The sequence below is a fragment of the Collinsella sp. LCP19S3_F2 genome, assembly GCF_052121015.1.
Lineage (GTDB): Bacteria > Actinomycetota > Coriobacteriia > Coriobacteriales > Coriobacteriaceae > Collinsella.
This window is the reverse complement of the sequence record NZ_JBQKFA010000002.1, coordinates 161471-186796: the sequence shown is the minus strand read 5'-3', so window position 1 is coordinate 186796 and position 25326 is coordinate 161471. Positions and strand designations below refer to the sequence as shown.

Genomic DNA, 25326 nt, shown 5'->3' with positions numbered 1-25326 from the left:
GTCTACTCCTCCACGGCCTGCGTGCCGGCGGCACGGGCCAAATCATCGATTGCCAGGGTGTCGGCGCTCAGGGCGCGATGACGGCCGTCGAGCGCGGGCTCGCCCGCCTGCTCCACGGCGAGCGACTGGCCGGTACGCATGTGCCACGCGGCGCGACGACCCCAGACCAGCGCCTCGAGCAGGCTGTTTGATGCAAGGCGGTTCTTGCCGTGAACGCCGTTGCAGGCCGTCTCGCCGGCGGCGTAGAGCTCGGGCATCGAGGTGCGGCCATCCTTGTCGACCCACACGCCGCCCATAAAGTAGTGCTGCGTGGGTGTGACGGGGATGGGCTCGTCCAAGATGTCGCGGCCGTCCTCCAGGCAGCGTGCGCGAATGTTGGCAAAGTGTCCGGTCACCACGTCGCGCTCAACGGGGGCAAAGCTCAGCCACTCGTGCTCGGTACCATCCTGCTTCATCTGCTCGCGAATAGCGGCAGCGACCACATCGCGCGGCTGAAGCTCATCGGTAAAACGCTCGCCGGCGGCGTTGAGCAAAATCGCGCCCTCGCCGCGGCAGCTCTCGCTGATCAGGAAGGTGCGGCCCGGCTGCGGCGAGAACAGTCCCGTGGGGTGAATCTGCACGTAGTCCAGGTGCTCCATCTTAATGCCATGCTCCTGGGCAATGTAGCAGGCATCGCCGGTGAGCTGCGGGTAGTTGGTCGAGTGGTCGTACACGCCGCCGATACCGCCTGTCGCCCACAGCGTGTGGCGGGCATGGATCTTAAACGGCTCGCCGGCATGCACGCCCCCGGCGGCATTTGCCAGCTCGTCGGCGGGGCGAACCGAGTTGTCCTCGTCCACGGGAACGGCGACGACGCCGATGCACGCCGTGGCGCCATCACGCTCGCCCGTCAGGATGTCGGTCATGGCCACGTGCTCCAAAATCTGCACGTTATCCAGCTTGCGAACGGCCTGGAGGAGCTTGGTCGTGATCTCCTTGCCCGTAATGTCGGCATGGAAGGCGATGCGCGGGCGACTGTGCGCACCCTCGCGGGTAAAGTCGAGGCTGCCGTCGGCCTTGCGCTCAAAGTCCACGCCCATGGCCAGCAGGTCGTTGATGACCGAGCGGCTCGAGCGGATCATGATGTCGACGCTCTCGCGGCGGTTATCGTAGTGGCCGGCGTGCATAGTGTCCTCAAAGAAGGCGTCGTAGTCAGAGCCTTCGGGAAGCACGCAGATACCGCCCTGCGCGAGCATCGAATCGCACTCGTCGACAGCGCCCTTGGAGAGCATGATCACGCGCGTGCTCGTCGGCAGATTGAGGGCCGCGTATAGGCCCGCCACGCCGCAACCGGCAATGACGACGTCGCACTCCATGTCGGGGCATTGTTTGGTTTCCACAGGAATCCTCTCCCTTGTAATGTGACATAAGGGATGGTCCCTCATGTCACATTGGCTTAGCGCGCCGCGTATTCGAGCATGCGGTCGAGCGTGAGCTTGGCCTGGTCGGCGGCCTCATCCGACACGCCGATCTGCACCTCGCCCTCGCCCGTCTCCAGGCAGCGCACGAGCTTTTCGAGCGTGATGAGATCCATGTTGACGCAGGTGGGCTGCACCGCGGGGAAGTAGAACTTTTTGCCGGTGCCCTGACAGCGGCGCTCGAGCTCGTAGAGCACGCCGCGGACCGTCACGATGATAAACTCGCTCGCGTCCGACTCCTCGGCATACTTGATAATGCCGGCAGTGGAGCCGATGTAGTCGGCCTCGGCCAGGACGTCGGCCTTGCACTCGGGGTGCGCCAGCACGAGCGCATCGGGGTGCGCCTCCTGTGCGTCGACGATCTGCTCGACGGTGATGATGTGATGGCGCGGGCAGTAGCCGTTGTTGAGGATGACGTGCTTTTGGGGCACCTGCTCGGCCACAAAGCGGCCCAGGTTCTGGTCGGGAATGAACAAGATGTGCTGCTGCGGCAGCTCGGAGACGATCTTGACGGCGTTAGAGCTGGTAACGCACACGTCACTCCAGCTCTTGATCTCGACCGTCGAGTTGACGTAACACACCACGGCCAGGTCGTCGCCATATTCGGCACGCGCCGCGTCGACCGTCTCGTGCTTGACCATGTGCGCCATGGGACAGTCCGCGCCCGGCTCGGGCAGCAGCACGGTCTTGGTGGGATTGAGTAGCTTGGCGCTCTCGCCCATAAACTCCACGCCGCACAGCACGATAGTCTGCTGCGGCAGGCTCTTGGCGAGCTTTGCCAGGTAGAAGCTGTCGCCGACGAAATCGGCCACAGCCTGAACCTCGGGCGCCACATAATAGTGCGCCAGGATCACTGCGTCACGTTGGGTTTTTAGCTGATGAATGGCCTCGACGAGCTCTGCGGGCACCAGTGCCGCGCGCTCCGTTGCCGTCGTTGCCGATGCCAGGCCGGCCGCGATATCGCGCGCAAGCTCCGATGCATCCATGTTCGCGCTCTGTGCCATCAAGGCCCCTCTCTTTTGGCGAATCTTGGGGCTTTAGTATGACACCTGGCTTTACAGCTGACAAGACAGCTGTAAAGCCAGGTGTAAAGTTGGAATAAGGATTCAATCTTGGGGCGGGTCCATTTTCGAACTGGCAAGCTGAGGACAGTCGAGCTCTCGATAACGCAGGAGGCATCTTTGGACGGCCGCCGTGCATGGTCGACGGCATGCCCGTGACCCAGCATGCGGGCCACGGCTTTGCCACCAAGAGCATCAAGTTCGCCGTCGAGCGCATGAACGGCAACTGCCAGTTTCGCATTCACGGCAATCGGTTTGAGCTTCGCGCAGTGATGTAAGGGCGCGACAAGTCGGCGCCGCGCTCGACCCATCAGGACCGCCTTGCCGGCGCCAGTCCGCTACAGCGGTGCGGCGGCCGGGGTCAGCTGCTTGATGTAGGCCCACATGCGCTGCTTGGCGGCCTTGTCGGTCAGCGCGGCCTCAAAGCCGTCGAGCGCGAGTACGCGACGACCCTGCACGTGGGCGACCAAGCCGGGCTTGAGCATGGCGGTATCAAAGTCGTCAATCGCCACGAGCATGTCTGCGTAGGTCTCACGCATGGTATCGGCCGCGCGATCGTCCAGCAGCAGGACCGCCTCGGGGTCCAAGGCCTCGAGCGCCTCGCGGAACAGCTCGCACGGCAGGTCCTCGCCTATCGCAACCGCTCCGTCGCCCGCGCCGGCAACACTTGCCAGCACGCAGAAATCCTCGGGCGCGTAACCGATGGCGCCGAGCGCCTTACGCAACGCGGCGCCGTCTGGACCGGCAGCCAGCTCGCCACCCGCACGCTCGGCATCGTCTAAATCTCCTTTTACCAGCACAATCGGCGAGCACGCGTTGCCCGCGATACGCACGCCGCGGCCCGCGAGCGATGCGAGCTCCTGCTCGGCCGCCTGGGCGATGGCTTCTTTTTTCTGGCTTTGTGACGTGGGCATGCGCTCTCCAATCGTTTGCGTGCCCACCATTATATAAAAGAGCCGCCCGCGAGTGGTTGCATTGCGGGCCGTTGGGTATAAGCACGGTCGTACTGAGTTTTACGCGGCCGAGCCGCGTCGCACTATGGAGGTCACTATGGCTGACATTAAGCAGATTACCCCCGAGAATATCGATTCCATCGTTGACGGCAGCCTTCCCGTGCTGGTTGATTTTTGGGCACCGTGGTGCGGTCCCTGCCGTTCGCTCTCGCCCATTGTTGACGAAGTGGCCGACGAGCTGGCCGGCAAGATTACCGTCGCCAAATGCAACGTCGACGACAATCAGGACCTGGCCATGAAGTTTGGCGTCATGAGCATCCCCACGCTGGTTGTCTTTAAGAACGGCGAGGAAATCGACCGCTCCGTCGGTGCGCTGCCCAAGGCCAGGCTGCAGGCGCTGCTGGAGAAGCACCTGTAATACGCCGGTCACGCGCTGCCGTCCATGAGTGGTTTTGTGCCGCTCGCCGGAGAGCCGGGTGTTGCGCCCGCGACCACGGATAGTATGGTAATCACAAACAGCCCCCAGTGAACGGGTGCGGGTCAGACGGACTCGCACCCGTTTTCTTATGCGGCGATGCGCAAAGCGGGCGTAGTAGAATCTGAACCACTGATTAGACCCGTACAAAAGGAGATTCCCATGCATGACGTCGGAATGAACATGAGCCAGCTTGCCATGAGCGTCAAGCAGGTCGACGACACCATTGAGCTCGCTCACGAGTGGAGCCATCAGCTGCTGCATGCGACCGAGAACTTTGACATGGAGCGCATTGGCACTAAGCTCGAGGCCGCCATGGCGGCGCTCCACGAGGCGCACGATGCGCTCGAGGGCTACGAGGAGGCCATCGAGGCCGACCATAACTCCGTCGGCTCCGTAAAGCTGGTGTAGCGTGGCCGAGCACGAGCACGCCTGCGAGCACGAGCATCCGCACGGGCCGACCGGCGACGTGGGCTGCCGCCTCAGCGGCTCCGCCTCCGAGCTGGTCCGTTTTTCGGTCACCGCTCCCGACGACCTGCTACGCTGCTTTGACGAGCAGATCGCGCGCCGCGGCGACGTTGCTAACCGCTCCGAGGCCGTGCGCGACCTGATTCGCGCCTCGATCGCCAAGGAGCAGATGCGAACGCCCGACGAGCAGGTCATCGGGTCGCTCACCATGATCTATGACCACCATACCGGCGATCTGACGCGCCGTCTGGACGAGGTGCAGCACGACTACACCGACGAGATTGTCTCGACCATGCACGTGCATCTGGACCACCACAACTGCTTGGAGATTCTGGCGCTCAAGGGTCGCGGCGAGCGTGTCTACGAGCTGGCTGACCGTCTGCTGGGCCTGCGCGGCGTTAAACACGGCGAGCTCACCTGCGCCGCCACCGAGCAGAGCCTGGGGCTGTAGCGGGTCTTTGCGCGGCGCACCTGCCAAGAAGGGACAGGTTTGTTTTGGCAGGTTTAACGTTTTACCTACCAAAATAAACCTGTCCCTTTTTGGCAGGTCTCGATGAAGGAGGGTCGCATGCGACATGCGCATATCCATGTGACGGGCATTGTGCAGGGCGTCGGCATGCGACCGTTTGTGTATCGCGAGGCCATAGCGCACGGCATTTGCGGCTGGGTGCTTAACGCGGGCGATGGCGTGCATATCGAGGCGCACGCCCTAAGCGAGGCGCTCGACGAATTTGTCGCCGCGCTTTCCGAGCATACGCCTGCGGCGGCTCGTGTGGAGCATGTCGAGGTTATGGACCTAGCGCCCGGCGACTGGGACGCCGCCAACGAGCGGGGCTTTCGCATTGTGGCATCGCAGGATCAAACCGCCCACACGACGCTCGTCTCGCCCGACATCGCCACGTGCGACGACTGCCTGCACGAGCTGTTCGACCCCGCCGACCGACGCTTTCACTATCCCTTTATCAACTGCACCAACTGCGGACCGCGCTTTACCATCATCCGGTCGCTGCCCTATGACCGAGCGGCCACCTCGATGGATTGCTTTCCCATGTGCCCCACCTGTGCCGCAGAGTATGCCGACCCGCTCGATCGGCGCTTTCACGCGCAGCCCGATGCCTGCTTTGATTGCGGGCCGCACATTACGTGGCGCGAGGCCGACGAAGCCGCCGTGTCGCTGACCGTCGGCACCACGCGCAAGACCAGCGACGCCATTATCGACCGCTGTGTTGAGCTGCTGGCCAACGGCGGTATCATCGCCATCAAGGGTCTGGGCGGATTTCACTTGGCATGCGACGCCTCCAACGAGAAGACGGTAGCCGAGCTGCGCCGTCGCAAGCGCCGCAGCAACAAGCCGCTTGCCGTTATGGTGCGCGGCCTTGCCGATACTGAACGCCTGTGCCATGTCAACGACGTTGAGCGCGGCCTGCTGGCCGGCAGCATTCGCCCCATCGTGCTGCTGCGCCGACGTGCCGTTTGCGAGAGCGGCGGCTCCCCCAACGCCCTCGCGCTCGCGCCATCCGTCGCGCACGATCTACCCGAGCTCGGCGTTATGCTCCCCTACACCCCGCTTCAGCATCTGTTGCTTGCCGCGGCAGAAGCCCGCGGTATGCACGCACTCGTCATGACCAGCGGAAACCTGAGCGAGGAGCCTATCGAGACCGATGATACCCTTGCATGGGAGCACCTTGTTGCCGCCGGCATCGCTGACGCGCTACTTGGCAACGACCGTGCGATTCTCTCGCGCTACGATGATTCCGTGGTGCGCGTGGTCGGTGGGGTCGCCATGCCCGTTCGCCGCGCTCGCGGATATGCACCCCAGCCGCTGCCGTTGCCGGCGCTCGACGGCGCTCCGTCCTGCGTGCTCGCCTGCGGGCCACAACAAAAGGCCACGATTGCGCTCACGCGTGAAGGGACGAACGGCGAGGCAACCTGTTTTGTGTCGCAGCATATCGGCGATGTTGAAAACGGCGGGACCTTCGATGCCTGGAACGCCGCGCGCGCACGCTTGGAAGATCTCTTTGACTTGGCGCCCGCCGCCTTGGCCTGCGATCTACACCCCAACTATCTATCGAGCCAGTGGGCGCGCGAGCAGGCGCGAAAATGCAATCTGCCGCTCGTCGAGGTGCAGCACCATCATGCGCACATCGCGAGCGTAATGGCCGAGGCTATCGCCGCGGGCCAGCTTACAACCGACGCGCGCGTCCTTGGCATCGCCTTTGACGGCACCGGCGCCGGCACCGATGGGACCATTTGGGGCGGCGAGTTTCTTGTTGCCAGCCTTGGCGGCTTTGAGCGCGCCGCGCATTTGCGCACCTGGACGCTCCCCGGCGGGGCGGCCTCCGTGCGCGACGCCCGCCGCAACGCCTTTGCCCTGCTCAGTGAGCTCGGCCTGCTTGAACATCCGGGGGCCGAGCGGCTCTTGGACGGCCTAGACGAGCAAACACGCAGCGTGACGGCAACGATGATCGAGCGGAACATCAACAGCCCACGCACGAGCAGTATGGGGCGTCTCTTTGACGCCGCCGCTGCAGTTTTGGGCATTTGCGGGCAGGCAACCTACGAAGGCGAGCCCGCCATCGAACTCGAAGCCGCCGCCTGGCGCGCGCTCGGCAGCAAAATTACCCATGTTCCCGGCGATAAAGACGGCTGTTCCGCATCTGACCCATTGCGACTGGACAGTTTGTTCAGATTTGTATTAAAAACAGACCCTCTAACCAACGGTTTTGGCTCAGATTACCCCGAAGAGGGCTCTCCAGGCACCTCATTTGCGGTTAATTCGCCCGCCGGATACCCCAAATCAACCCATTCGGGGCCCTCGCAGACGAGCTATACCACCCATTACCACTCTAAAAAGTACAAATCTGAACTAACTGTCCAAGCAACCTCGAGCAGGTCTCTCGTCCTGAGTCCCAGCTCACTTTTTGCGGCGCTTTTGGAGGGAACCAGAGCCAGTGTGCCCGCCGACAGGCTCGCACTCGACTTCCATGTCGCCGTCGCGCGCTCTTCGGCACGCATCGCCAGCGAGATCTGCACCCGTGAAGGCCTCGATACCGTTGCGCTCTCGGGCGGTGTGTTCATGAACCGACTTCTGCTCCAGCTCCTCACCCGCGAGCTCAAAAGCGCAGGTCTTACTGTCCTTATCCCGCATACCGTGCCCGTCAATGACGGCTGCATCGCCTACGGTCAGGCGGCGGTCGCAAGCGCTCGTCTTGCGCAAATCGCATCGCAGTAGCTCGCTCTCGCACGCCGCTGTGCCCAGCCGTCTCACAGGCGTAACGCGTTTGCCCGCGAACCCCGCGAGCGCTACCATCAACTGATGGATTATTGAGCGCCTATCCAGCGCAAAACGTATAAAAGGGGAACAATATGTGCCTTGCCGTCCCCGGTAAAGTAGTCAAACGCGACGACGGCCTCAAGGCCACCGTCGATATGATGGGCGTCGAGCGTCCGGTGTCGCTGCGACTCGTGCCGACGGCGCAGGTTGGCGACTATATTCTCGTGCACGCCGGCTTTGGCATCCAAATCGTCGACGAGCAGGAAGCGCAAGAAACGCTCGAGCTCGTTAACGCCATGACCGAACTGGCCGAAGAAGGCCGACTGGCCAGCAACCCGGCCGAGGCATACTAGTGGCGGCCGGACAGCCGGTGCGCTCCGGTATCGACTTTTCGGCATTTCGCGACCCCAAGCTGGCTCGCGAGCTCATCGAACGCATTCGCGGTCTTGTCGGCGACCGTACCATCAACCTTATGGAAGTCTGCGGCACGCACACCGTGAGCATCGGCCGCTATGGCTTTCGCTCCATTATGCCGGCCGGGCTCAAGCTACTGAGCGGCCCGGGCTGCCCCGTCTGCGTTACCGCCAACCGTGACATCGACCACGCGATCGCGCTCGCCAACATAGACGGCGCCATCATCACCACCTTTGGCGACATGATGCGCGTGCCCGGATCGTCCACCTCGCTCGCAGCGCAAAAGGCGGCAGGGCGCGATATCCGCATCGTCTACTCTCCGCTCGACGCACTCGACATTGCCGAGCAAAATCCCGGTCGTCCGGTCATTTTTATGGGCGTGGGCTTTGAGACTACGACGCCCACCATCGCCGCTGCCATCTTGGAGGCCGAGGCGCGCGGGCTTTTGAACTTTTCGGTCTATTGCGCCCACAAGACCACGCCGCCGGCGTTGCGCGCCATCGCCAACGATCCCGAGACCGCCATCGACGGCTTTATCCTGCCGGGCCACGTCGCCACCATCACGGGTTTGGCGCCCTTTAGCTTTTTGGTCGACGAGTTCGATACCCCGGGCGTGGTCACGGGATTTGAACCGGTCGATATCCTGCAAGGCATCTGCATGCTGGTCCAGATGGTTGCCGAGGACAGGCCCGCGATCGACAACGCCTACCGTCGCGGCGTCAACGCAGGCGGCAACCCCGTGGCGCGACAGCTGGTCGAGCAGGTGTTTGAGCCATGCGACACCACATGGCGCGGGCTGGGGCCGATTGCCAACTCGGGCCTTTCCATCCGCCCTGAGTTCTCGCGCTTTGATGCCCGTACCCGCTTTGACGTGCCCGTTGAGGCGACGGTCGAGCCGCGTGGGTGCCGCTGCGGCGACGTGCTGCGCGGGGCCATTACGCCGAGCGGCTGCCCGCTCTTTGGCCGCACCTGCACGCCCGAGCACCCCGTCGGCCCGTGCATGGTGAGCTCCGAAGGCAGCTGCGCGGCGTACTACCGCTACCGCGACTATTAGGTTCCGCCGTTCTAACGAGCGGCGGACTGGTCGACGCTGCGCCTCACCCATATAATTCCACCCACGATTGGAGTTTTGGATATGTCCCATAGCATCACCGAAAGCACCGTCCTTTTGGGCCATGGCTCCGGCGGTCAGATGATGAAACGCATCATCGATGAGGTCTTTTTGGATGCCTTTGGGACGCCCGAGTTGCTCGAAGGCAACGACGCCGGCGTCGCCGCGCTGCCCGCGAGCGGGCGCATCGCCATGTCGACCGACAGCTTTGTAGTCTCGCCGCAGTTTTTCCCCGGTGGCAACATCGGCCGTCTCGCCGTGTGCGGAACCGTCAACGATGTCGCGACCTCGGGCGCCAACGTGCGCTACCTATCGTGCGGCTTTATCCTCGAAGAGGGCTATCCCATGGATAAGCTCCGCCAGATTGTGCAGACGATGGCCGAGACGGCGCGCGAGGCGGGCGTGTCCATAATCACGGGCGACACCAAGGTGGTCGAGCGCGGCGGGGCCGACGGCGTCTACATCAATACCGCCGGCGTGGGCGAAGTGCCCGCGGGTGTGGCGCTCAGCGGCGCCAACTGCCAGCCTGGCGATGTCATCCTGGTGTCGGGCACACTCGGCGACCACGGCATCGCCATCATGAGCCAGCGCGAGGGCCTGGCGTTTTCGAGCACGATCGAAAGCGATGCCGCGCCGCTCAACCACCTGATTGCCGACGTGCTCGCCGCCGCCCCCGACACTCGCTGCTTCCGCGACCCCACGCGCGGTGGCCTGGCGTCCACACTCAACGAGTTTGCCCAGGCCAGCGGTGTTGCCATGGAGATCGACGAGGATGCCGTGCCCGTGCGTCCCGACGTGCAGGCGGCGTGCGAGATGCTCGGCTACGATGTGCTGCAGGTGGCAAACGAGGGCAAGATGGTCGCCGTGGTGCCGGCCGAGCAAGGCGATGCGGCTCTAGCCGCCATGCGCGTCGCCCGCTACGGCGAGAATGCCGCCATCATCGGTCGCGTGCTGCCACTTGCCGAGGGCTCCCGTCCCGCCGTGCGCGTGCGCACCGGCTGGGGCTCGACCCGCATCCTCGACATGCTCGTGGGAGAGCAGCTGCCGAGAATTTGCTAGGGCGGAATCGCACGGTCGGCGCTATGTCACCTGATATCCCTGGAGATGTTCAGATTCCAAGCACACCCAACGCGTAAGCCCAGTATTATGGGGTGCGTTTTGAAACCCAACGACGGGAGCTTTCATGGCAGCAGCTTTTTCCCATGTGATCTTCGATCTGGACGGCACCATCCTCAACACGCTCGAGGACCTGGCAGCCGCCGGCAACCATACCTGCGAGGCGCACGGCTGGCCCACATTTGCCGTTGACGAGTATCGCTACAAGGTGGGAAACGGCATGCTCAAGCTGGTTGAGCGCTTTATGCCCGCCGAGTACGCGGGCGACGGCCGTATGTTTGAGCAGACGCTTGCCGAGTTTAGGGCTTATTACGGCGAGCACAAGGAGGACCACACCGCCCCCTATACCGGCACGATCGAGATGCTCGACCGCTTGCGTGCCGCGGGTGTGCAGCTTGCCGTGCTCACTAACAAGGACCACGTCTCGGCGGCCCCGCTTATCGAGAAGTATTTTGGTTCCGAGCGCTTTGCGCTGGTACAGGGCCGTGTCGATGCGTTTCCGCCTAAGCCCGAGGCACCCGTCACGCTGCATGTGATGGAAGAGTTGGGCGCCGACCCGGCGACCACGCTCTACGTAGGCGATTCCAATGTCGATATCCTGACCGGCCACAACGCCGGTCTTAAGAGCGCAGGCGTCAGCTGGGGCTTCCGCGGCCGCGCAGAGCTGGAAGCCGCCGGCGCCGACTACGTGGTGGACAGCCAGGCAGAGCTCGCGGCGCTGGTGCTGGGCGAGTAGCGGAGCCGCCGCTTAACGTAGCTGCGACAATTCTTCCACGCGGAAACGGCATCCCGTTTTGGAGCAATATTCCGGGTCGCACTTTCCGCAACCCACCCAATCCGGAAACCGCGACCCACTATTCGGCCAAAAACCGGGTCGCATTTTCCCAAGCACTCGATGTAAAAGGTCGAACTGGCCTGTAAAAGAGGAAAGGGCAGACCTTCTGGTCACTCGGTCCTCTTTGGAGCAGGAAGGGTTAGGCCCGCATGTGCTGATCCTGGACGGGTAACGGGAATGTCGTCTATCTCGTCCGATTCGCAGCCACTTTTCTTTGATTCTAACGAAATGGCAACTTGAACGAAAAGCACCCTTAGGTAATTAAAATCTTATTATGCTTAGCTAGACAACCTTGCTATGTCGTCTCAAATCACATCGCTTAGCTTGGTTTAGCCGCTTAAACCATCTAAAGAACCGTTCAATTTGTTGCTCAACAAATTGAACGACCTCGCTGCTACCCTAGGTTTCGTCCAACCTTTATCAAATCGAAAGGACGAAACGATGGAACCAGAGATCACGCCCGAGAACTCGCATAAAAAAGCGCCCGTTAAGGCCATCGTCATCGCGGCGGTCAGCGCCATTGCAGTGTTAGCAATCGTTTTCGCTGTCATTATCCCCCGAGTCAAATACTCTCAAGCTCAAGCTGCTTTCGATGAAGGCAATTACGCACTTGCAGAGCAATTGTTTAGCGAAACCCATTACAAAGACGCTCCAAGCCAGGCGACACTATGTCGAGGAATGGCGTTCTTGGAAAATGGCGACTACCAAGACGCAATTGACACGATTGAAAAAATGACCGATAAGACTCAAGAAAGCAAAGCATGCTACGAAAAGGCCTGCTATCTGCGTGCCAACGAGCTATTCGAAGACAAGGAATATGAAGAAGCTACCGGCTATTATCAGAAAGCCAAGTCCTATAAAGATTCGAAAACTCGTCTAGCAGAAGCCGAGCGGCTAGCACTCCAGCAGAAGACTGAAGATGAATGGGGCAACTTCGTCGATGACGCCTACGATGCGGCATACAGCGTCATGGAAACTCTCTGGGAAGAACTCCCCGACGTTGAGGGTTATTACGATGACAATTTAGATGATCTCTCATATACATTCACCGTCTCAGACCCAACAGGAAAACTGTCCGAAGCGTGGGACAGCAATGATCAAAACGTTAAGGAAGCAATTCGTTCGATCACAGACGGAATGGATGGACTTAGCCGTGATTTTCAGGCAATCGGTCGAGACCATGGCCTCGACGGCATCACCTGCACCGTCCTACTCGAATCCAATGACACAGTTCTCTACGAGTCCATCAACGGAAAGTCTCAATAGCAAATCGCGTCAAAAAACCCAACACCCTCATAAAAGGAGAATTCAATCATGTCCAACCCAGAGAGCCCCTTTATCGAACGATGACCGTTCGTTAAGGCGATCGCATGCACCGCTCTTTCCGCATCCGCTGTCTTCACTTCAGGTTGCGCCCTATTTGACGAAAAGACAGCAACCGCAAAGGTTCTTGTCGGGTATTACGAACTGTCTGAAGCAGACGGAATTTCTGCTGATGTTGCGCACGCCTTCAAAATGCGAATTGTCTCTGAATTCAAATCAGACGGCACCGGCATCATGCACGTATTTCAATCGGGGGAACCGAGTCAAGAAGCTGAATTCTCTTGGGAGGCAACCGGCCGTGACGAGGCGAAGTTGACCGCAAATTCAACTGAGTCCACCGTAAAGATCCAGGACGATGTCCTTGAAATCACCTCTCCTGATGACGAAGTCACTCTATGGGACCCCACCACCGAGAGCGAGCTTGACGCCGCACTCGCTAAAGACAGCAAAAACTAAGCGAAAGCGGCCTAGGGCCACCTGCCCAAATTGAACAACAACCATGCCCATGAAAGGAAGCAGCATGACTAAAACTTGCCCCAATTGTGGTGCGGAACTAAAGGATTCGCAGCGATTCTGCTTGGACTGCGGAAAAGAAGCGCCAGCTCCAAACGTCAACGGTTGCGCAGTGAACAATCCTGGCGAACAGACGGCCAATCATCTTGATAATCCAGCCGCGAGCGTTAAAACTGAAGCGGTTGTCGAAGAGGAAGCTCAAAAGATTCCCGAAGGCGCCATGAAGACCGAGCAATCAACCAGACCAACCGACACCAATGATACGGCGACATGCCAGACCAATAATAATTCAGACAATCAAAAGCCGATTGCCCCTAAAACACTCATGGACAAGGTCGAAGGCAGTGCTTTGAGCGATATTACCCAAAAGATAAATAAGCATGAGATTGCCTGTCGTGCGGGAATCGTTCTTGGTATTGTTTTCCTTTTTGTCGGCATGAGCATAATCGGAGGGGCTCATGTCTCCATTTCAGCCCAAAGCGTCAGTTCGATTACTTTTGGTGCAGATTTCTATACTGAGCAGTACGGTGTAACAGCAGATATTCTTTCAGAGCTCAATAGCATTGCGCTGGGCATAGAGCAAGGTCTGAACCTAATAATACGCGCATGCGGAGCAATCATTTGTTCCCTTGGTGTGTTGACCTCGGTCCTCTCTGCCGAACGCCTATTCGCCAAGAAGCAGGCGTAGCAGAAGCCATGTTTTGTCCAAGCTGCGGCCATAACTTACTAAGAATCTTGCGTATTGCGAAAACTGCGGAGCTCCCGTTAACAATTCCCATCAAACAACTAGCTCCGATTGCAACAACAAAACTGTTTCGACATGCGAGCACAATTCACAAGCCCCATCGACATCGATTAATCCTGAGCCCACCGCAGGCGTAAGCGGACCCGTTAAGCAATCTGGTCACACAAAACGAAATATCATCATTGCCCTCGCGATCTTCGTGGCGATAGCAATCGCCGTCGCCGCATTCGGCGGTACGCAAAAACCACCGCGCCTCAAATCGGCTTCCAGCCAACAAATAGGCCCTCTTGCTGACGAATGGTGTGTCGGCACCTGGTATGCAGCAGGAATGACCACGACCGGAGCCGATGATTTAGTCTGGGGTGACTTCAGCGGCACAACGCTAAGCGTCGACGCCGATGGCAGTGGCATCCTCATTTTCTCCGATGATGACGACGGTCCGTACAAATGCACGGTCACCAAAGCAGGAAAGCAAAACGGAATTACAACATACACGTGTACCTTTGACTTCGATGAGGGCATGACCCCTGCAACGCTCTTTGCATACGACGATCCCATCGAAAATGATTCGCTCATATCCCTTATATTCAACGAAGACCCCAACTTTATCTTGACCTTTTGTAAAGATAAATCCACGGTCCAAAATCATCCTTGGTCGCAATTGGATTCCGGCTCCGCTAAAGGGCATTCGGGCACCGACAATTTTTCGAATAGTTCCTCGGCTACTATGGGAGAGCGCAACGCACTAGGGAAGGCAAAATCCTATCTCGACACAGTTGGAGGCTTCTCGGAATCTGGCTTACGCGACCAGCTTGAGTTCGAGGGGTTTGAAGCAGATGAAATCAGCTACGCACTGGAGCATTGCGGCGCAGACTGGAATGAGCAATGCGCCGAAAAGGCCCAGCGTTATTTGGATTCGATGAGCATGTCACGCTCCGAGCTCTACAGCCAACTCGAATTCGAAGGGTTTACTTCAAGCCAAATATCTTATGGCCTATCGAAGGTCGGTTATTAACGAATCAACAAGGAGAGAATTAGATGACAACAGCTGCAAAAAAAATACTGGCTCATCGGAGCCCTATGCATTTCACTTCCACTCGCGCTGCTCATGGGGGGGCTGTTCAATTGGCGGACCAGATGAAGAAACGCAGCATGTCATTGAGCTGATTTCAAAAATCGATGATGTCTCTTTGCAGACGGCCGCAACAATCGAAACAGCCTCGGACGCCTTTGATCAGCTGGATGAAAACCAAAAAATAAGGTTGAAAACCGGGACAAATTGAAAGCTGCGGAGAAAAAGCTCGATGAGCTCATGGCCCGAAGTGTCGACGATGAGATTAAAGCCCTTGGGGAGGTCTCGCTCGATAAGGAAAAGGCAATCTCCGATGCCCGAGAAGCATACGACGCCTTAAGCTTAAGCCAGAAGAAGCTCGTGGACACCAGCGATCTAGAACACGCGGAAGAGCAGCTTGCGCAAATCAAGAAACAGTTTTCCGTTGGTCAGACCGTCAAGACCGACAAATGGAACATCACTCTAACATCTGCCACAGTCACCGACACGCTCGAATCCAGCGAATCCCGGACTTATTGGGAAGTCGAACCCGGATACGCCTTCATGATTCTCGAATTTGACGTGACAGCTTTGACCTCAGATAAGCTACCTGTCGACGAGTATGCAATCACAGACCTCGTTGCCGACTACAACGGCGACGATTATTCCAATTGGACAATACAGTACATCGCGAATGAACTCTGGCTCTATATTCGCAATACGTATTTCGACGCAAACCTGCCCGAGCACCTATTTGTCTACACATATGTCCCCGCCAGCGCCATAGACGGAGGAAACCTAAAAGTCGACATGAATCTTGGCGGCGAAGAAAAAACGGTCGTGATTCGCTAGACATAGGAAGCGGCCATCAGTAGCGCAGGCGCGCGCCAGTGATCCAATGCAAATATAAAGGGAGGGTCGTCCAAATGACCCTCCCTTTATCGCATGGACATCTATTCACGCAGCTCTATCCTTGCATCGCGCTCATCATTTCGGAGATATTGGAGTCATCCCCCGACCATTCGTTATCATCGTTTGCAGAGTACCTGAAGGTAGCCTTGGTGTCTTTAGGCTTAGCGCTTTTGGTCACATCTATCATCACCTGGCCGGCTATCTTGTACAACTCATCTTCGGAAGGCGACCCATCGAGCGCGGCGACCTTCTCTTGGAATTTGGTGGCAAAATCCCCTTGAATTTGATTCATTGACTTACAGGTGATGGTCACTTCAGCAGTGGCGGTACCCTTATCTTCATCGACCACAATGTCGCCGATTTTATAGTCGAAGCCCTCGAGATAGCTCTTGGCGTATTCCTCGGTTTTGATATCGACCCTTTTAAACTCTTTTCCCGCAACCTTATTCAGGCCGTCCAGAAATGATTCGTCGTTATTTTTAATCTCATCAAGTTGATTGGTCAGATCTTCGTTAATCAGTTGCTCGACCGTAGGACTACCGCAACCGGAAAGAGCGAACACGCATGCAACCACTACAGCCATCAGGGGCACAAGCAGTAGTTTCTTTCTCATGACATCCCTCCAAACAAGCGGCGCTGCGTTCCCCGCGCAGCGCACGTTGTGACAATAAGTCCATATTAGCGGCTCGACCCAAACCCTAGCGTCGCAAAAGCGAGGTTCTGGTCGGGACGACCGAATTCGAACCAGCGATCCCTTGTCCCCCAAGTTTGGAGCAAAATCAAAATAGCGATGACATTCCAATTGACTAGGATAATATCCGAGTGCTCAATGCTACGATATTCGATACGCGCTTGTTCACGTCAATCCTGAAACATGCGAGATTCTTTCCGTTGTGGTGGGGCCACGATTAAGAACCGTAGTTGGCTGCCGCAGGCTAATTAACGCTGTTATTTTTCATCTGTTTAGTACGGTTCAAGAACGTTCTTCAAAATGCTGTACTCGTACGATGCATAGGGGGATCCAGTCAAATCGAGACCGCTATTGGCAGAGATAATCGTGTGGCAGCCCGCTTCAAGAACATCAGAGCCACCCGCAAATCCGTTCACGACGTTCCCCATATCATCTTTCAATACGCCCATGAGCGTCGTGCCCATACCATAGTCATACGGCGAATCATTTTGAATTTCGACATCAAAACTGTACATATTAGTACCGATTTGTTCTAATCGTTCATTTAACACTGTGAACTCATAGGTGTCTTTTTCGGTGACTTTCTTAAAAGAATTAACCCTAAACGTAAGCTCAAGTGACGCTGGCAGCTCATCTATGCCACTAATTGCACCGAAGTACCATATTTCTTGCCCTGGAAGAAGAGCACAGCAGCTAGATATATTACTACTCACGGTGCCACATAGTGTGCCGTCCGCCTTCTTTGCGATGCCATCAACTCCCCAGTCGACAACAACTTGATCACTAGTGTTTTTGATTTTTGTAATATAGTCACAACCGCTTTGACCAGCCTGATAGTTGTAAATAGGGTCCATGGTTACTACAATATCGGAACTCTTTGGACTTCTTTCATTCTTAAGCGTGCCCTTTTTCGGTTTTAGCGTAGAGCCGTCTGTCTTATCAGGTTTGCCCGAACATCCAGCAAGGCCCAACGTTGCAATTCCGGCTAGAAAGCCTCTTCTCGAGATGTCTTTCATCAATTCCTCCCCTTATGCATATGCTAATTTCATACCTAGGTTACAGAAAGGCATTAGCGAGTTGTTGAGCAACAAATACGAACGGTAGAATTTGCATGGCGAGCGTTTTTATCCAATAAAAAACCTCGATTGTGTGGAAAGGTCAGCAACTAGATTCAAAACGAATCGAGGCCACAACCGCGCAGTCGGCTCAATTTGACAAACGAATAGCCCGCGCAACAGCCCCCCTGCAATAAAATGCGCCTACTCGGCCTACTAAAAAAGGGTGGCCGGATAACCCGACCACCCTTGTGCATCTTCTGGATGCCGCAGACTACTTGCGGACGACCTTAACGATGGCGTCACCGGCGGCGACGGCAGACTCGGCCTCGACGGCGAGCTCGACATCGGCAAACTCGGCGGTGTTGGACACGGCCACGACGACGCAGTCCTTGTAACCGGCGGCAGCGATCTTGGTGCGGTCGATCTTGAGCAAGGGCTGGCCGGCCTTCACGACGTCGTCGGCCTTGACGAAGCCCTCGAAGCCGTCGCCATTCATGTTGACGGTATCGACGCCAACGTGCACCAGAACCTCGATGCCGCTATCGGACTGCAGGCCCACGGCGTGACCCATGGTGACGGTCACCTTGCCGTCGCAGGGAGCGTAGACCAGGTCGTCCTCGGGCCACACGGCGCAGCCCTTGCCCAAAACCTCGCCAGCAAAGACGGGATCGGGCACGTCGGCCATCTTGATGACCTTGCCCTTGACGGGCGAACACAGCACGTCGGCGCCGGCAGAAGCAGAAATGGAGGCCGGAGCAGCGGCAGCCACGGGCTCAGCCTTCTTCTTGAACATATCAAACAGACCCATACGTTTTCTCCTCTTGATTAAGCGCAACGTTATGCGCATACCTATGGTGATTATAGTGCCAAATGGCCATAATGCTAAGGCGAGGGCCCAAATCACAAGCCCTTCCAAGCCCTTCCAAAACCTTTTCCCATGGGCACTCATATTGTCGATTAAGCCTCGATAAGCCCCGGGTGAACAAAAGCGTTCCAGATGCCGTCGTCATCGACGTCGGTGGTCACGTAGTCGGCGGCCGGTCCGGCGTTCGGCGGAACGCCGGAGCTCAATTATTCCAAGCCCTCGGTGCCGTTGGACTTGATGATCTCTGGTATGCGAAGAAGCTGTCCTTGCGGCGGCGCTCGTAGGTACCGGTGCCGTCGTCGTACTTATCGACGTGAATGAAGCCGTAGCGCTTGCGCATCTCGCCAGTGCCGGCGGAAACCAGGTCGATGGGACCCCACCAGGTGTAGGCAATCAGGTCAACGCCATCGGCGATGGCCTCGCCCATGGCCTTGATGTGGCTCTGCAAGTAGGCGATGCGATACGGGTCATGGATGGAGCCGTCCTCCTCGACCTCGTCGTAGGCGCCCATGCCGTTCTCGACCACCATCAGCGGAATCTCGTAGCGGGCGTAAATCTCGTTGAGGGCGATGCGCAGGCCCAGCGGATCGATCTGCCAGCCCCAGTCGGTGGGGACGTTCTTAAACGACTAGTCAAACAAGAATGTCCCCAACGACTAGTCGTTTAAGAACGTCCCCAATGACTAATCTGGCAACGGCAGCGAGCGGGCCGCATTCGGAGCAAGACAACGCCGCAAGTAGAGGACGGACAGCGAGCGACGTCCAGGGCGAACAAGTTGGCATGAAAAAGGCGAGGCATTGACCTTCTGGTCATGCCTCGCCTTTTGAATGACAAATTGTCGCCCTGGGCGGCGCGCAGCGTCGGCCGGTTACGGCGTTTGGTAAAACGCCGTAACTACTCCCGAGCTCCGTACTGCTCGTAGTAGGCGTCGATGGCGGTCTTAAGTTCGTCATCGATGACGACCTTGCCGTCGATCTCGTGGTTGTAGAGGGTCTCGACGACCTCGGCCATGGAGACGATGCTCGCGACGGGGAAACCGTACTTTGCCTCGATCTCCTTCTGAGCGGTGGTCACGCCACCCTTGCCGACCTCCATGCGGTTGAGAGACACGATCAGGCCCTTGATTTCGACGTCGGCAGCAGCCTTAACCTTGGGATAGGTCTCGTCGATGGACTTGCCGCTGGTGGTAACGTCCTCGACCATGACCACGCGGTCGCCGTCCTGGGGCTCATAACCCAGCAGGTTGCCCTTATCGGCACCGTGGTCCTTGGCCTCCTTACGGTCGCAGCAGTACTTGACCTCCTTGCCGTACAGCTCGTGGTAGGCAATTGCGGTCACGACGGCCAGCGGAATACCCTTGTAGGCCGGTCCAAACAGCACATCAAAGTCGTCACCAAAGTTATCGTGGATGGCCTGGGCGTAATACTCACCCAGCTTCTTGAGCTGATAGCCTGTCACGTAAGCGCCGGCGTTCATAAAGAACGGAGACTGACGGCCACTCTTGAGCGTAAAGCTGCCGAACTTAAGAACGTCGGACTCAACCATAAACTTGATGAACTCTTGCTTGTAAGCCTCCATACGGGCTCCTCTCGTAATCGCGTACGTGCCTTCCAGTTTAGCGCAGGCGAAGCGTCGATGCGGGTGCGCTTTGGAGCCACATCCCCCCGTTAGAGTAAGGAACTGGGAGGCGGCTCATACGCTAGTCCTTGGGTGCCCAGGACCAGTAGAAGTTGATCAGGGCCACACGCGAGGCGGTACCGGTCTTTTTGTTGATCGAGGAAATGTGACGATAGAGCGTGGAGCGCGAAAGGAAAAGCGTTGCGGCAATGTCCTGAACGCTCTGGTCCGAAACGACCAGGGCCTCAAGAATATCGCGCTCGCGCTCTGTAAGCCCAAAGGTGGTGACGAAGGCATCGAGGCGTTCATCGGGCGTGAGCTCCGCTGCCTCCACAAGCGCGGGGTCGGAACATGCGGGCGCAAGATCTCCACCAAGATTGTCGGCAGCAAGCGCCAGCCCGTCCTGTATCACGGCATCATCGGCCCGTTGCCCCGACTGTCCCAACAGCGTAATCGCAATACCCACAAACATCACGAGTGCCGCGCCGACTGCAGCCAGCACGTTTTGACTCGAGATAATCGCTACCGCCGGCGCCGTCACGAGCATCGAGCACACGTTATTGACGACGCGACCCATGCACGGCCAAAAATATGACCAGTGCGCATAGAGCGAGATAGCGGCGAATTTTGTGGTAAAGAACACCACAAAGAAGCCCGAGCCCAGATAAAAGATGATCGTGGCAGCAAGCTCGTTGCCGCCATTGCCATCGATGATGAGCACAAAGAACGAAAGCGTGGACAGCATGGCGACACATGTCATGCCGATATTCATATACGAACGGCCGTGCAGGTCAAATAGGGCGCCGGCGGCCAACGAACTCGCAACAAGCAGCAGGCGCGGCCAATCACCCAAATCAACGGCTCCGGTAGCATGCAGGGTTGTGAGGCCCGCGTTGAGAGCGGCGAATACGCCGGAAAGATACGCCGTCGCCACGGTCAGGCGAACTACGGCGCGGCGGAATGCCGCCTTTGTCTCGGGCTCGTCATGCCACTTGGCGCCATATTCCAAAGCATCTACCGAAAGCCCGGCAGCACTGGGTTCAAAGTTGGGATCGGACTCGTCGCGCAGTTTGGCGCGTCGGGCACCGTGAAGCAACGCCACCTGCGCGATCGCACAGACGACCAGAACAGCCTGCTGAGGAATGCCGGCAGGCATCACCATATGGTTGAAGACCTGCACCAGAACGCCCATGGCGTAAGAAAGTGCGGCGGCGCGCGCCAAGCAGGGCGTCCGCGCAAAGCGCCGCGCAAAGTTTGCATGGGCAGTCGATCCGCAGTAGCCCAGCGCGCAGCACGCCACCAAACCGCCGGCGATTACCACCTCAGTCCGAACCGCCATAATCAACAGCAGGAATGCCGCCACCAGCAAAACGCCCGTGATATCGCTCGTTGCGTCGATGACATGGGGGCGGCGATAGTACAGAACGGGACGCACAAAGAAGCCAATCACGCTCGCGCCGAGGACAAGGCTCTCATAAATAACGACCTCGTTCGGAGACACGAGCTCGGCCATGCGAGTATCAAAGAGATACTCGCACGCCAAAAACGTGAAGAAGAACAGCGCCAGGCATATAATCTCCCGAATGCCCCGACGCAAATATGCGGTTGTGTCTCCCATGCCCCTCATGGTTAACCCCCAGCCGCTCAATTGTCTGGAATTCCATTTTAATAAAGAACCAGCCTCAATATCGAAGCCAGGCTCGAAATGCCGCTCATTTCGACCCCACCGTCCACATCACGCCGCGATTTTGAGCCGCATGGACCAGAAGGGACACGCGCGACCTCTAGCTCGGCAAGGAGTGTCTCCAACTACCACTCATTTAAGTACGTCCCCAATGAGTGGCCCCCGGCGTCCAGTCAAAAATGGGCCATGTGTCCCAGTTGTGGAGACTCGTTGAGCCGTCTGGGTATCGTGAAAGATCGCGCGCTCACCCATCATCAAAAGTGACACACGCTACCTGTTGATGGGAGGCAGCTATGGGCTTCTTTGACAAGATGTTCGAGAAGAAAGAGTGCGCGATTTGCGGTACCGAACTGGGGCTTTTGGGAAAGACCAAGATCAACGAAGGCTACCTGTGCAAAGAGTGCGCAGGCAAGCTCTCCCCCTTCTTTAGTGGTTGGCGCTCCAGCACCGCGGACGATATCCGCGAGCAACTCGCCTACCGCGAGGCCAACGCCGAGCGCCTGGCCTCGTTCAACCCCACGCGCACGCTCTCTGCCGGGCGCACCAACATCATGCTCGACGAGGACGCGGGTCTGCTGATCATCACTTCGCAGAGCCGCTGGCGCGACGCCAATCCCGACATCATCGAGTTCTCACAGGTACTCGGCTGCGATATGGATATCGACGAGCATCGCACCGAGATCTATCGCGAGACCAAGGACGGCGAGCGCGAGAGCTACAACCCGCCGCGCTACGACCTGGATTACGACTTTAATCTGACCATCCACGTCAACACGCCGTACTTTACCGAGATTAACCTGCGCGTGAACGACTCCACCATCGATCAGCGTGGCTCCATCGAATATCGCGAGACCAAGCGCCAGGCAACCGAAGTCCGCGATGCGCTGGTACAGCTGCGTCAGGAGACACGCGACAGCGTCGTGGCCGCCAAGGCCCCCAAGACCGCGGTCACCTGCCCCTTCTGCGGTGCAACCACCATTCCCGATGCCAGTGGACGCTGCGAGTACTGCGGCGGCGCCATCGGCGCATAGCCTCCGGCACGGAAAGGACCGATCATGGCCTTCGAGAGTGTCAACTATCAGTGCCCCGCGTGTGGCGGCCCCCTTCACTTTGCCAGTGCCGAACAAAAGCTTGTCTGCGACTACTGCGATTCGCGTTTTGAAGTCGAAGAAGTCGAGGCCCTCTATCGCGAGCGCCAGGACAAGGCAGATGCCAAAGCCGATGCCGCAGCCGCGGCCCCCAAACCTGCTGTCGACGATGCCGTGCAGGATCTGGCCCAAAACGCCGGCTACATCTGCTCGTCGTGCGGCGCCGAGCTGGTCTCGGACGGCACCGTCGCCGTTACCACCTGCCCATACTGCGGCAACTCCGCCGTGGCGCCCGGCCAGCTCTCGGGCGACTTCTCACCCGACCTGGTGATTCCGTTTAAGCTCGGGCGCGATGATGTTATGGCAGCACTCAAAGAGCACTACAAGGGCAAAATCCTGCTGCCCAAGAGCTTTGTCACCGGCAACCACATCGACGAGGTCCAAGGCGTTTACGTGCCGTTTTGGCTCTACGGCGCCCGCGTGGACGGCGAAGTGCACTTTGATGCGACCAACGAGACCGTGACCGAGGAATCCGACCGCACCGTCACGACCACCGACCACTACGACGCCTACCGTAAGGGCAAAATCTCGTTTGAGCGCGTGCCCGTCGACGGATCGTCCAAGATGCCCGACGGCCATATGGATGCCATCGAGCCGTTTGACTACGATGCGCTGCGCCCGTTCTCGGTCGCGTATATGCCCGGCTACATCGCCAACCGCTACGATGAGGATTGCGAGACCTGCAAGGCGCGCGCCGAGCGTCGTATGGAAGAAAGTACGATTTCGGCCCTGCGCGAGACCGTCGTCGACGAATATGACGATGCCACGGTCGAAAGCAAGCAGCTCGACTACACCTGGGAAGACAGCAACTACGCTCTGTTCCCCGTGTGGATGCTTTCCACCTCGTGGAACGGCAAGAGCTACCTGTTTGCCATGAACGGCCAAACCGGCCGCATGGTCGGCGAGCTTCCCTGCTCCAAGCCCAAGCTCGCCATCGCCTCGGTGCTGTTCTTTGTGATCGGGTTTGTCCTCTCCCAGATTCTCTTTATGGGCGAGAACGCCTTCAATCCGGACTACCTCACCTTTGATGTCGAGGGCATCCTCATCAACATCGTCGCGCCGCTGATCATCGTAATCATCGGAGACGTGCTGCTGGTAGGCCAGCTCAAGACGGCCAACGAGGCCACCCACGCCGATTGCTACTGCGGTGAGCTCGACTTGACCGAGAAGCACGACACCTTCAGCCACACCGAGACCACCGTTGTCATGAAGGACAACAAGGACGATTAGCCATTCTGACCAATACCACCCGGCCTTTGACGAGAAAGGAAGATCACCATGGGACTCTTGAAAGCTGGATTGGGTGCTGCCGGCGGCGTCATGGCCGACCAGTGGAAGGAATATATCTATTGCGAATCGATGCCCGCTGACGTCTTGGCCTGCAAGGGCAGCAAGCGCACCGGCGGCCGCAGCTCCAACACGCGCGGCGAGGACAACGTCATCTCCAACGGCTCCGTCATCGCCGTCAACGACGGCCAGGGCATGCTCGTGGTGCAAAACGGCAAGATCATCGAGGTCGCGCTGGAGCCCGGCGAGTTTGTCTTTGACACCGGCAGCGAGCCGAGCGTCTTTAGCGGCAACCTGGGCGACTCCATCAAGGAGACGTTCGCCAATATCGGCAGCCGCTTTACCTTTGGCGGTGACGCGGGCAAAGACCAGCGTGTCTACTTCATCAACACCAAGGAGATCATCGGCAACAAGTACGGCACCGCCTCGCCTGTGCCCTTCCGCGTGGTCGATAACAACATTGGCCTGGATGTCGACATCTCCGTTCGCTGCAACGGCGAGTATTCGTACCGCATCACCAACCCGCTGCTGTTCTACACCAACGTGTGCGGCAACGTGACCGATAGCTACACGCGCGATAAGATCGACAGCCAGCTTAAGTCCGAGCTGCTCACCGCTCTGCAACCCGCCTTTGCCAAGATCTCGGAGATGGGCATCCGCTACAGCGCCATCCCCGGCCACACCACCGAGCTCGCCCGCGCGCTCAACGAGGTTCTCTCCGCCGACTGGCGCGACCTGCGCGGCGTCGAGATCGTGAGCTTTGGCGTCAACTCCATCGCCGCCTCGCAAGAAGACGAGCAAATGATCAAGGACCTGCAGAAGGCCGCAGTCATGCGCGATCCCACCATGGCAGCCGCCAACATCGCCAGCGCCCAGAGCGATGCGATGCGCGCGGCAGCCGCCAACCCCAACGGCGCGATGGCCGGCTTTATGGGCATGGGCATGGCGGGCGGCATGGGCGGCATGAACGCCAGCCAGCTGTTCGCCGCCGGCCAGGCACAGCAGCAGGCCGCCCCACAGCCGGCTCCGGCACCCGCCCCCGCACCGGCTCCTGCCGCTGCCCCCGCGGCCGGCGCATGGACCTGCAGCTGCGGTGCCACCAACACCGGCAAGTTCTGCCCCGAATGCGGCAGTCCCGCACCCGCCCCGGCACCGGCCAAGTGGTTCTGCCCCAACTGCGGCAGCGAAAACGGCGGCAAGTTCTGCAGCAACTGCGGAACGCCTAGGCCCTAACCCCTCTATCTGGTAATTGGCGGGGGTCCGCCACC

At 58.6% G+C, this 25326-nt stretch carries 25 protein-coding genes and 1 pseudogene; 17 read left to right on the top strand and 9 right to left on the bottom strand.

The annotated features are described in order from the left end of the window. Positions 1-2 precede the first annotated feature (2 nt). Both ACTQX9_RS02485 and nadA read right to left on the bottom strand, forming a co-directional pair. A complete protein-coding gene (locus ACTQX9_RS02485) occupies positions 3-1379 on the bottom strand; it encodes an L-aspartate oxidase (protein WP_441540394.1) in 1377 nt (458 codons plus the stop codon). Positions 1380-1435: 56 nt separating this feature from the next. Beyond that, positions 1436-2461, bottom strand: a complete 1026-nt coding sequence (gene nadA, locus ACTQX9_RS02480) for a quinolinate synthase NadA (protein WP_154518146.1) — start codon at positions 2459-2461, stop codon at positions 1436-1438. Between the two features lie 194 nt (positions 2462-2655). Here nadA and ACTQX9_RS02475 point away from each other — a divergent pair, with 194 nt between their 5' ends. After that, positions 2656-2796: a hypothetical protein gene (locus ACTQX9_RS02475; protein WP_441540393.1), complete on the top strand. Its 141-nt coding sequence runs from the start codon at positions 2656-2658 to the stop codon at positions 2794-2796. Between the two features lie 60 nt (positions 2797-2856). On the opposite strand, the gene ACTQX9_RS02470 is transcribed toward ACTQX9_RS02475, so the two are convergent. Further along, positions 2857-3432 (bottom strand): hypothetical protein, encoded by a 576-nt coding sequence (locus tag ACTQX9_RS02470; RefSeq protein ID WP_441041769.1) that lies wholly within the window; start codon positions 3430-3432, stop codon positions 2857-2859. Between the two features lie 136 nt (positions 3433-3568). Between ACTQX9_RS02470 and trxA the strand changes: the two genes are divergently transcribed. From trxA to ACTQX9_RS02405, 13 genes are all read left to right on the top strand, one after another. Further along, on the top strand, positions 3569-3889 hold the full coding sequence (trxA, locus tag ACTQX9_RS02465) for a thioredoxin (RefSeq protein ID WP_441540392.1): 321 nt from the start codon (positions 3569-3571) through the stop codon (positions 3887-3889). Positions 3890-4108: 219 nt separating this feature from the next. After that, a complete protein-coding gene (locus ACTQX9_RS02460) occupies positions 4109-4357 on the top strand; it encodes a hypothetical protein (RefSeq protein WP_118098164.1) in 249 nt (82 codons plus the stop codon). A 1-nt stretch (position 4358) separates the two neighbouring features. Beyond that, on the top strand, positions 4359-4865 hold the full coding sequence (nikR, locus tag ACTQX9_RS02455) for a nickel-responsive transcriptional regulator NikR (RefSeq protein WP_441540391.1): 507 nt from the start codon (positions 4359-4361) through the stop codon (positions 4863-4865). A gap of 117 nt (positions 4866-4982) precedes the next feature. Continuing rightward, a complete protein-coding gene (gene hypF / locus ACTQX9_RS02450) occupies positions 4983-7646 on the top strand; it encodes a carbamoyltransferase HypF (RefSeq protein WP_441540390.1) in 2664 nt (887 codons plus the stop codon). A 134-nt stretch (positions 7647-7780) separates the two neighbouring features. Next, positions 7781-8041 carry a HypC/HybG/HupF family hydrogenase formation chaperone gene (locus ACTQX9_RS02445; protein WP_441540389.1) on the top strand — a complete coding sequence of 87 codons (261 nt, stop codon included), beginning with the start codon at positions 7781-7783 and terminating at the stop codon, positions 8039-8041. Beyond that, positions 8041-9156, top strand: a complete 1116-nt coding sequence (hypD, locus tag ACTQX9_RS02440; protein WP_441540388.1) for a hydrogenase formation protein HypD — start codon at positions 8041-8043, stop codon at positions 9154-9156. The genes ACTQX9_RS02445 and hypD overlap by 1 nt, the downstream gene beginning before the upstream one ends. Before the next feature lie 81 nt (positions 9157-9237). After that, positions 9238-10272, top strand: a complete 1035-nt coding sequence (gene hypE / locus ACTQX9_RS02435; RefSeq protein WP_441540387.1) for a hydrogenase expression/formation protein HypE — start codon at positions 9238-9240, stop codon at positions 10270-10272. Between the two features lie 124 nt (positions 10273-10396). Further along, positions 10397-11065, top strand: a complete 669-nt coding sequence (locus tag ACTQX9_RS02430) for an HAD family hydrolase (RefSeq protein ID WP_441540386.1) — start codon at positions 10397-10399, stop codon at positions 11063-11065. A gap of 540 nt (positions 11066-11605) precedes the next feature. Beyond that, positions 11606-12430: a tetratricopeptide repeat protein gene (locus ACTQX9_RS02425; protein WP_427719276.1), complete on the top strand. Its 825-nt coding sequence runs from the start codon at positions 11606-11608 to the stop codon at positions 12428-12430. Positions 12431-12799: 369 nt separating this feature from the next. Then, entirely contained in the window at positions 12800-12943 is a 144-nt protein-coding gene (locus ACTQX9_RS02420) for a hypothetical protein (RefSeq protein ID WP_441540385.1), read from the top strand. A 64-nt stretch (positions 12944-13007) separates the two neighbouring features. Beyond that, positions 13008-13688, top strand: a complete 681-nt coding sequence (locus tag ACTQX9_RS02415) for a zinc ribbon domain-containing protein (RefSeq protein ID WP_441540384.1) — start codon at positions 13008-13010, stop codon at positions 13686-13688. A gap of 256 nt (positions 13689-13944) precedes the next feature. Next, positions 13945-14760: an Ltp family lipoprotein gene (locus ACTQX9_RS02410; RefSeq protein ID WP_441540383.1), complete on the top strand. Its 816-nt coding sequence runs from the start codon at positions 13945-13947 to the stop codon at positions 14758-14760. A gap of 264 nt (positions 14761-15024) precedes the next feature. Beyond that, positions 15025-15648, top strand: coding sequence for a hypothetical protein (locus ACTQX9_RS02405; RefSeq protein ID WP_441540382.1), 624 nt, complete (start codon positions 15025-15027; stop codon positions 15646-15648). A gap of 115 nt (positions 15649-15763) precedes the next feature. Here the strand turns inward: ACTQX9_RS02405 and ACTQX9_RS02400 are convergent, their stop codons facing one another. The 6 genes and pseudogenes from ACTQX9_RS02400 to ACTQX9_RS02375 all read right to left on the bottom strand — a co-directional run bounded on the left by ACTQX9_RS02400 (position 15764) and on the right by ACTQX9_RS02375 (position 21557). Further along, positions 15764-16321: a DUF5105 domain-containing protein gene (locus ACTQX9_RS02400; protein WP_441540381.1), complete on the bottom strand. Its 558-nt coding sequence runs from the start codon at positions 16319-16321 to the stop codon at positions 15764-15766. Positions 16322-16671: 350 nt separating this feature from the next. Continuing rightward, a complete protein-coding gene (locus ACTQX9_RS02395) occupies positions 16672-17415 on the bottom strand; it encodes a hypothetical protein (RefSeq protein WP_441540380.1) in 744 nt (247 codons plus the stop codon). A 313-nt stretch (positions 17416-17728) separates the two neighbouring features. After that, on the bottom strand, positions 17729-18265 hold the full coding sequence (locus tag ACTQX9_RS02390; RefSeq protein ID WP_427747646.1) for a PTS sugar transporter subunit IIA: 537 nt from the start codon (positions 18263-18265) through the stop codon (positions 17729-17731). Between the two features lie 263 nt (positions 18266-18528). Further along, positions 18529-18932, bottom strand: a pseudogene (locus ACTQX9_RS02385) (family 1 glycosylhydrolase); the annotation flags it as partial. Positions 18933-19216: 284 nt separating this feature from the next. Next, the gene (gene pyrE, locus ACTQX9_RS02380; protein WP_006236284.1) at positions 19217-19900 is read right to left on the bottom strand and encodes an orotate phosphoribosyltransferase; all 684 of its coding nucleotides are present in this window, start codon (positions 19898-19900) and stop codon (positions 19217-19219) included. Positions 19901-20021: 121 nt separating this feature from the next. Continuing rightward, on the bottom strand, positions 20022-21557 hold the full coding sequence (locus ACTQX9_RS02375; protein ID WP_441540379.1) for a LuxR C-terminal-related transcriptional regulator: 1536 nt from the start codon (positions 21555-21557) through the stop codon (positions 20022-20024). Positions 21558-21916: 359 nt separating this feature from the next. Here ACTQX9_RS02375 and ACTQX9_RS02370 point away from each other — a divergent pair, with 359 nt between their 5' ends. The 3 genes from ACTQX9_RS02370 to ACTQX9_RS02360 are packed head-to-tail and all read left to right on the top strand — an operon-like array spanning position 21917 to position 25291. Next, positions 21917-22654, top strand: coding sequence for a DUF4428 domain-containing protein (locus ACTQX9_RS02370; RefSeq protein WP_441540378.1), 738 nt, complete (start codon positions 21917-21919; stop codon positions 22652-22654). A 24-nt stretch (positions 22655-22678) separates the two neighbouring features. After that, a complete protein-coding gene (locus ACTQX9_RS02365) occupies positions 22679-24001 on the top strand; it encodes a hypothetical protein (RefSeq protein ID WP_441540377.1) in 1323 nt (440 codons plus the stop codon). A 48-nt stretch (positions 24002-24049) separates the two neighbouring features. Beyond that, positions 24050-25291 (top strand): SPFH domain-containing protein, encoded by a 1242-nt coding sequence (locus ACTQX9_RS02360; RefSeq protein ID WP_441540376.1) that lies wholly within the window; start codon positions 24050-24052, stop codon positions 25289-25291. Positions 25292-25326 lie beyond the last annotated feature (35 nt).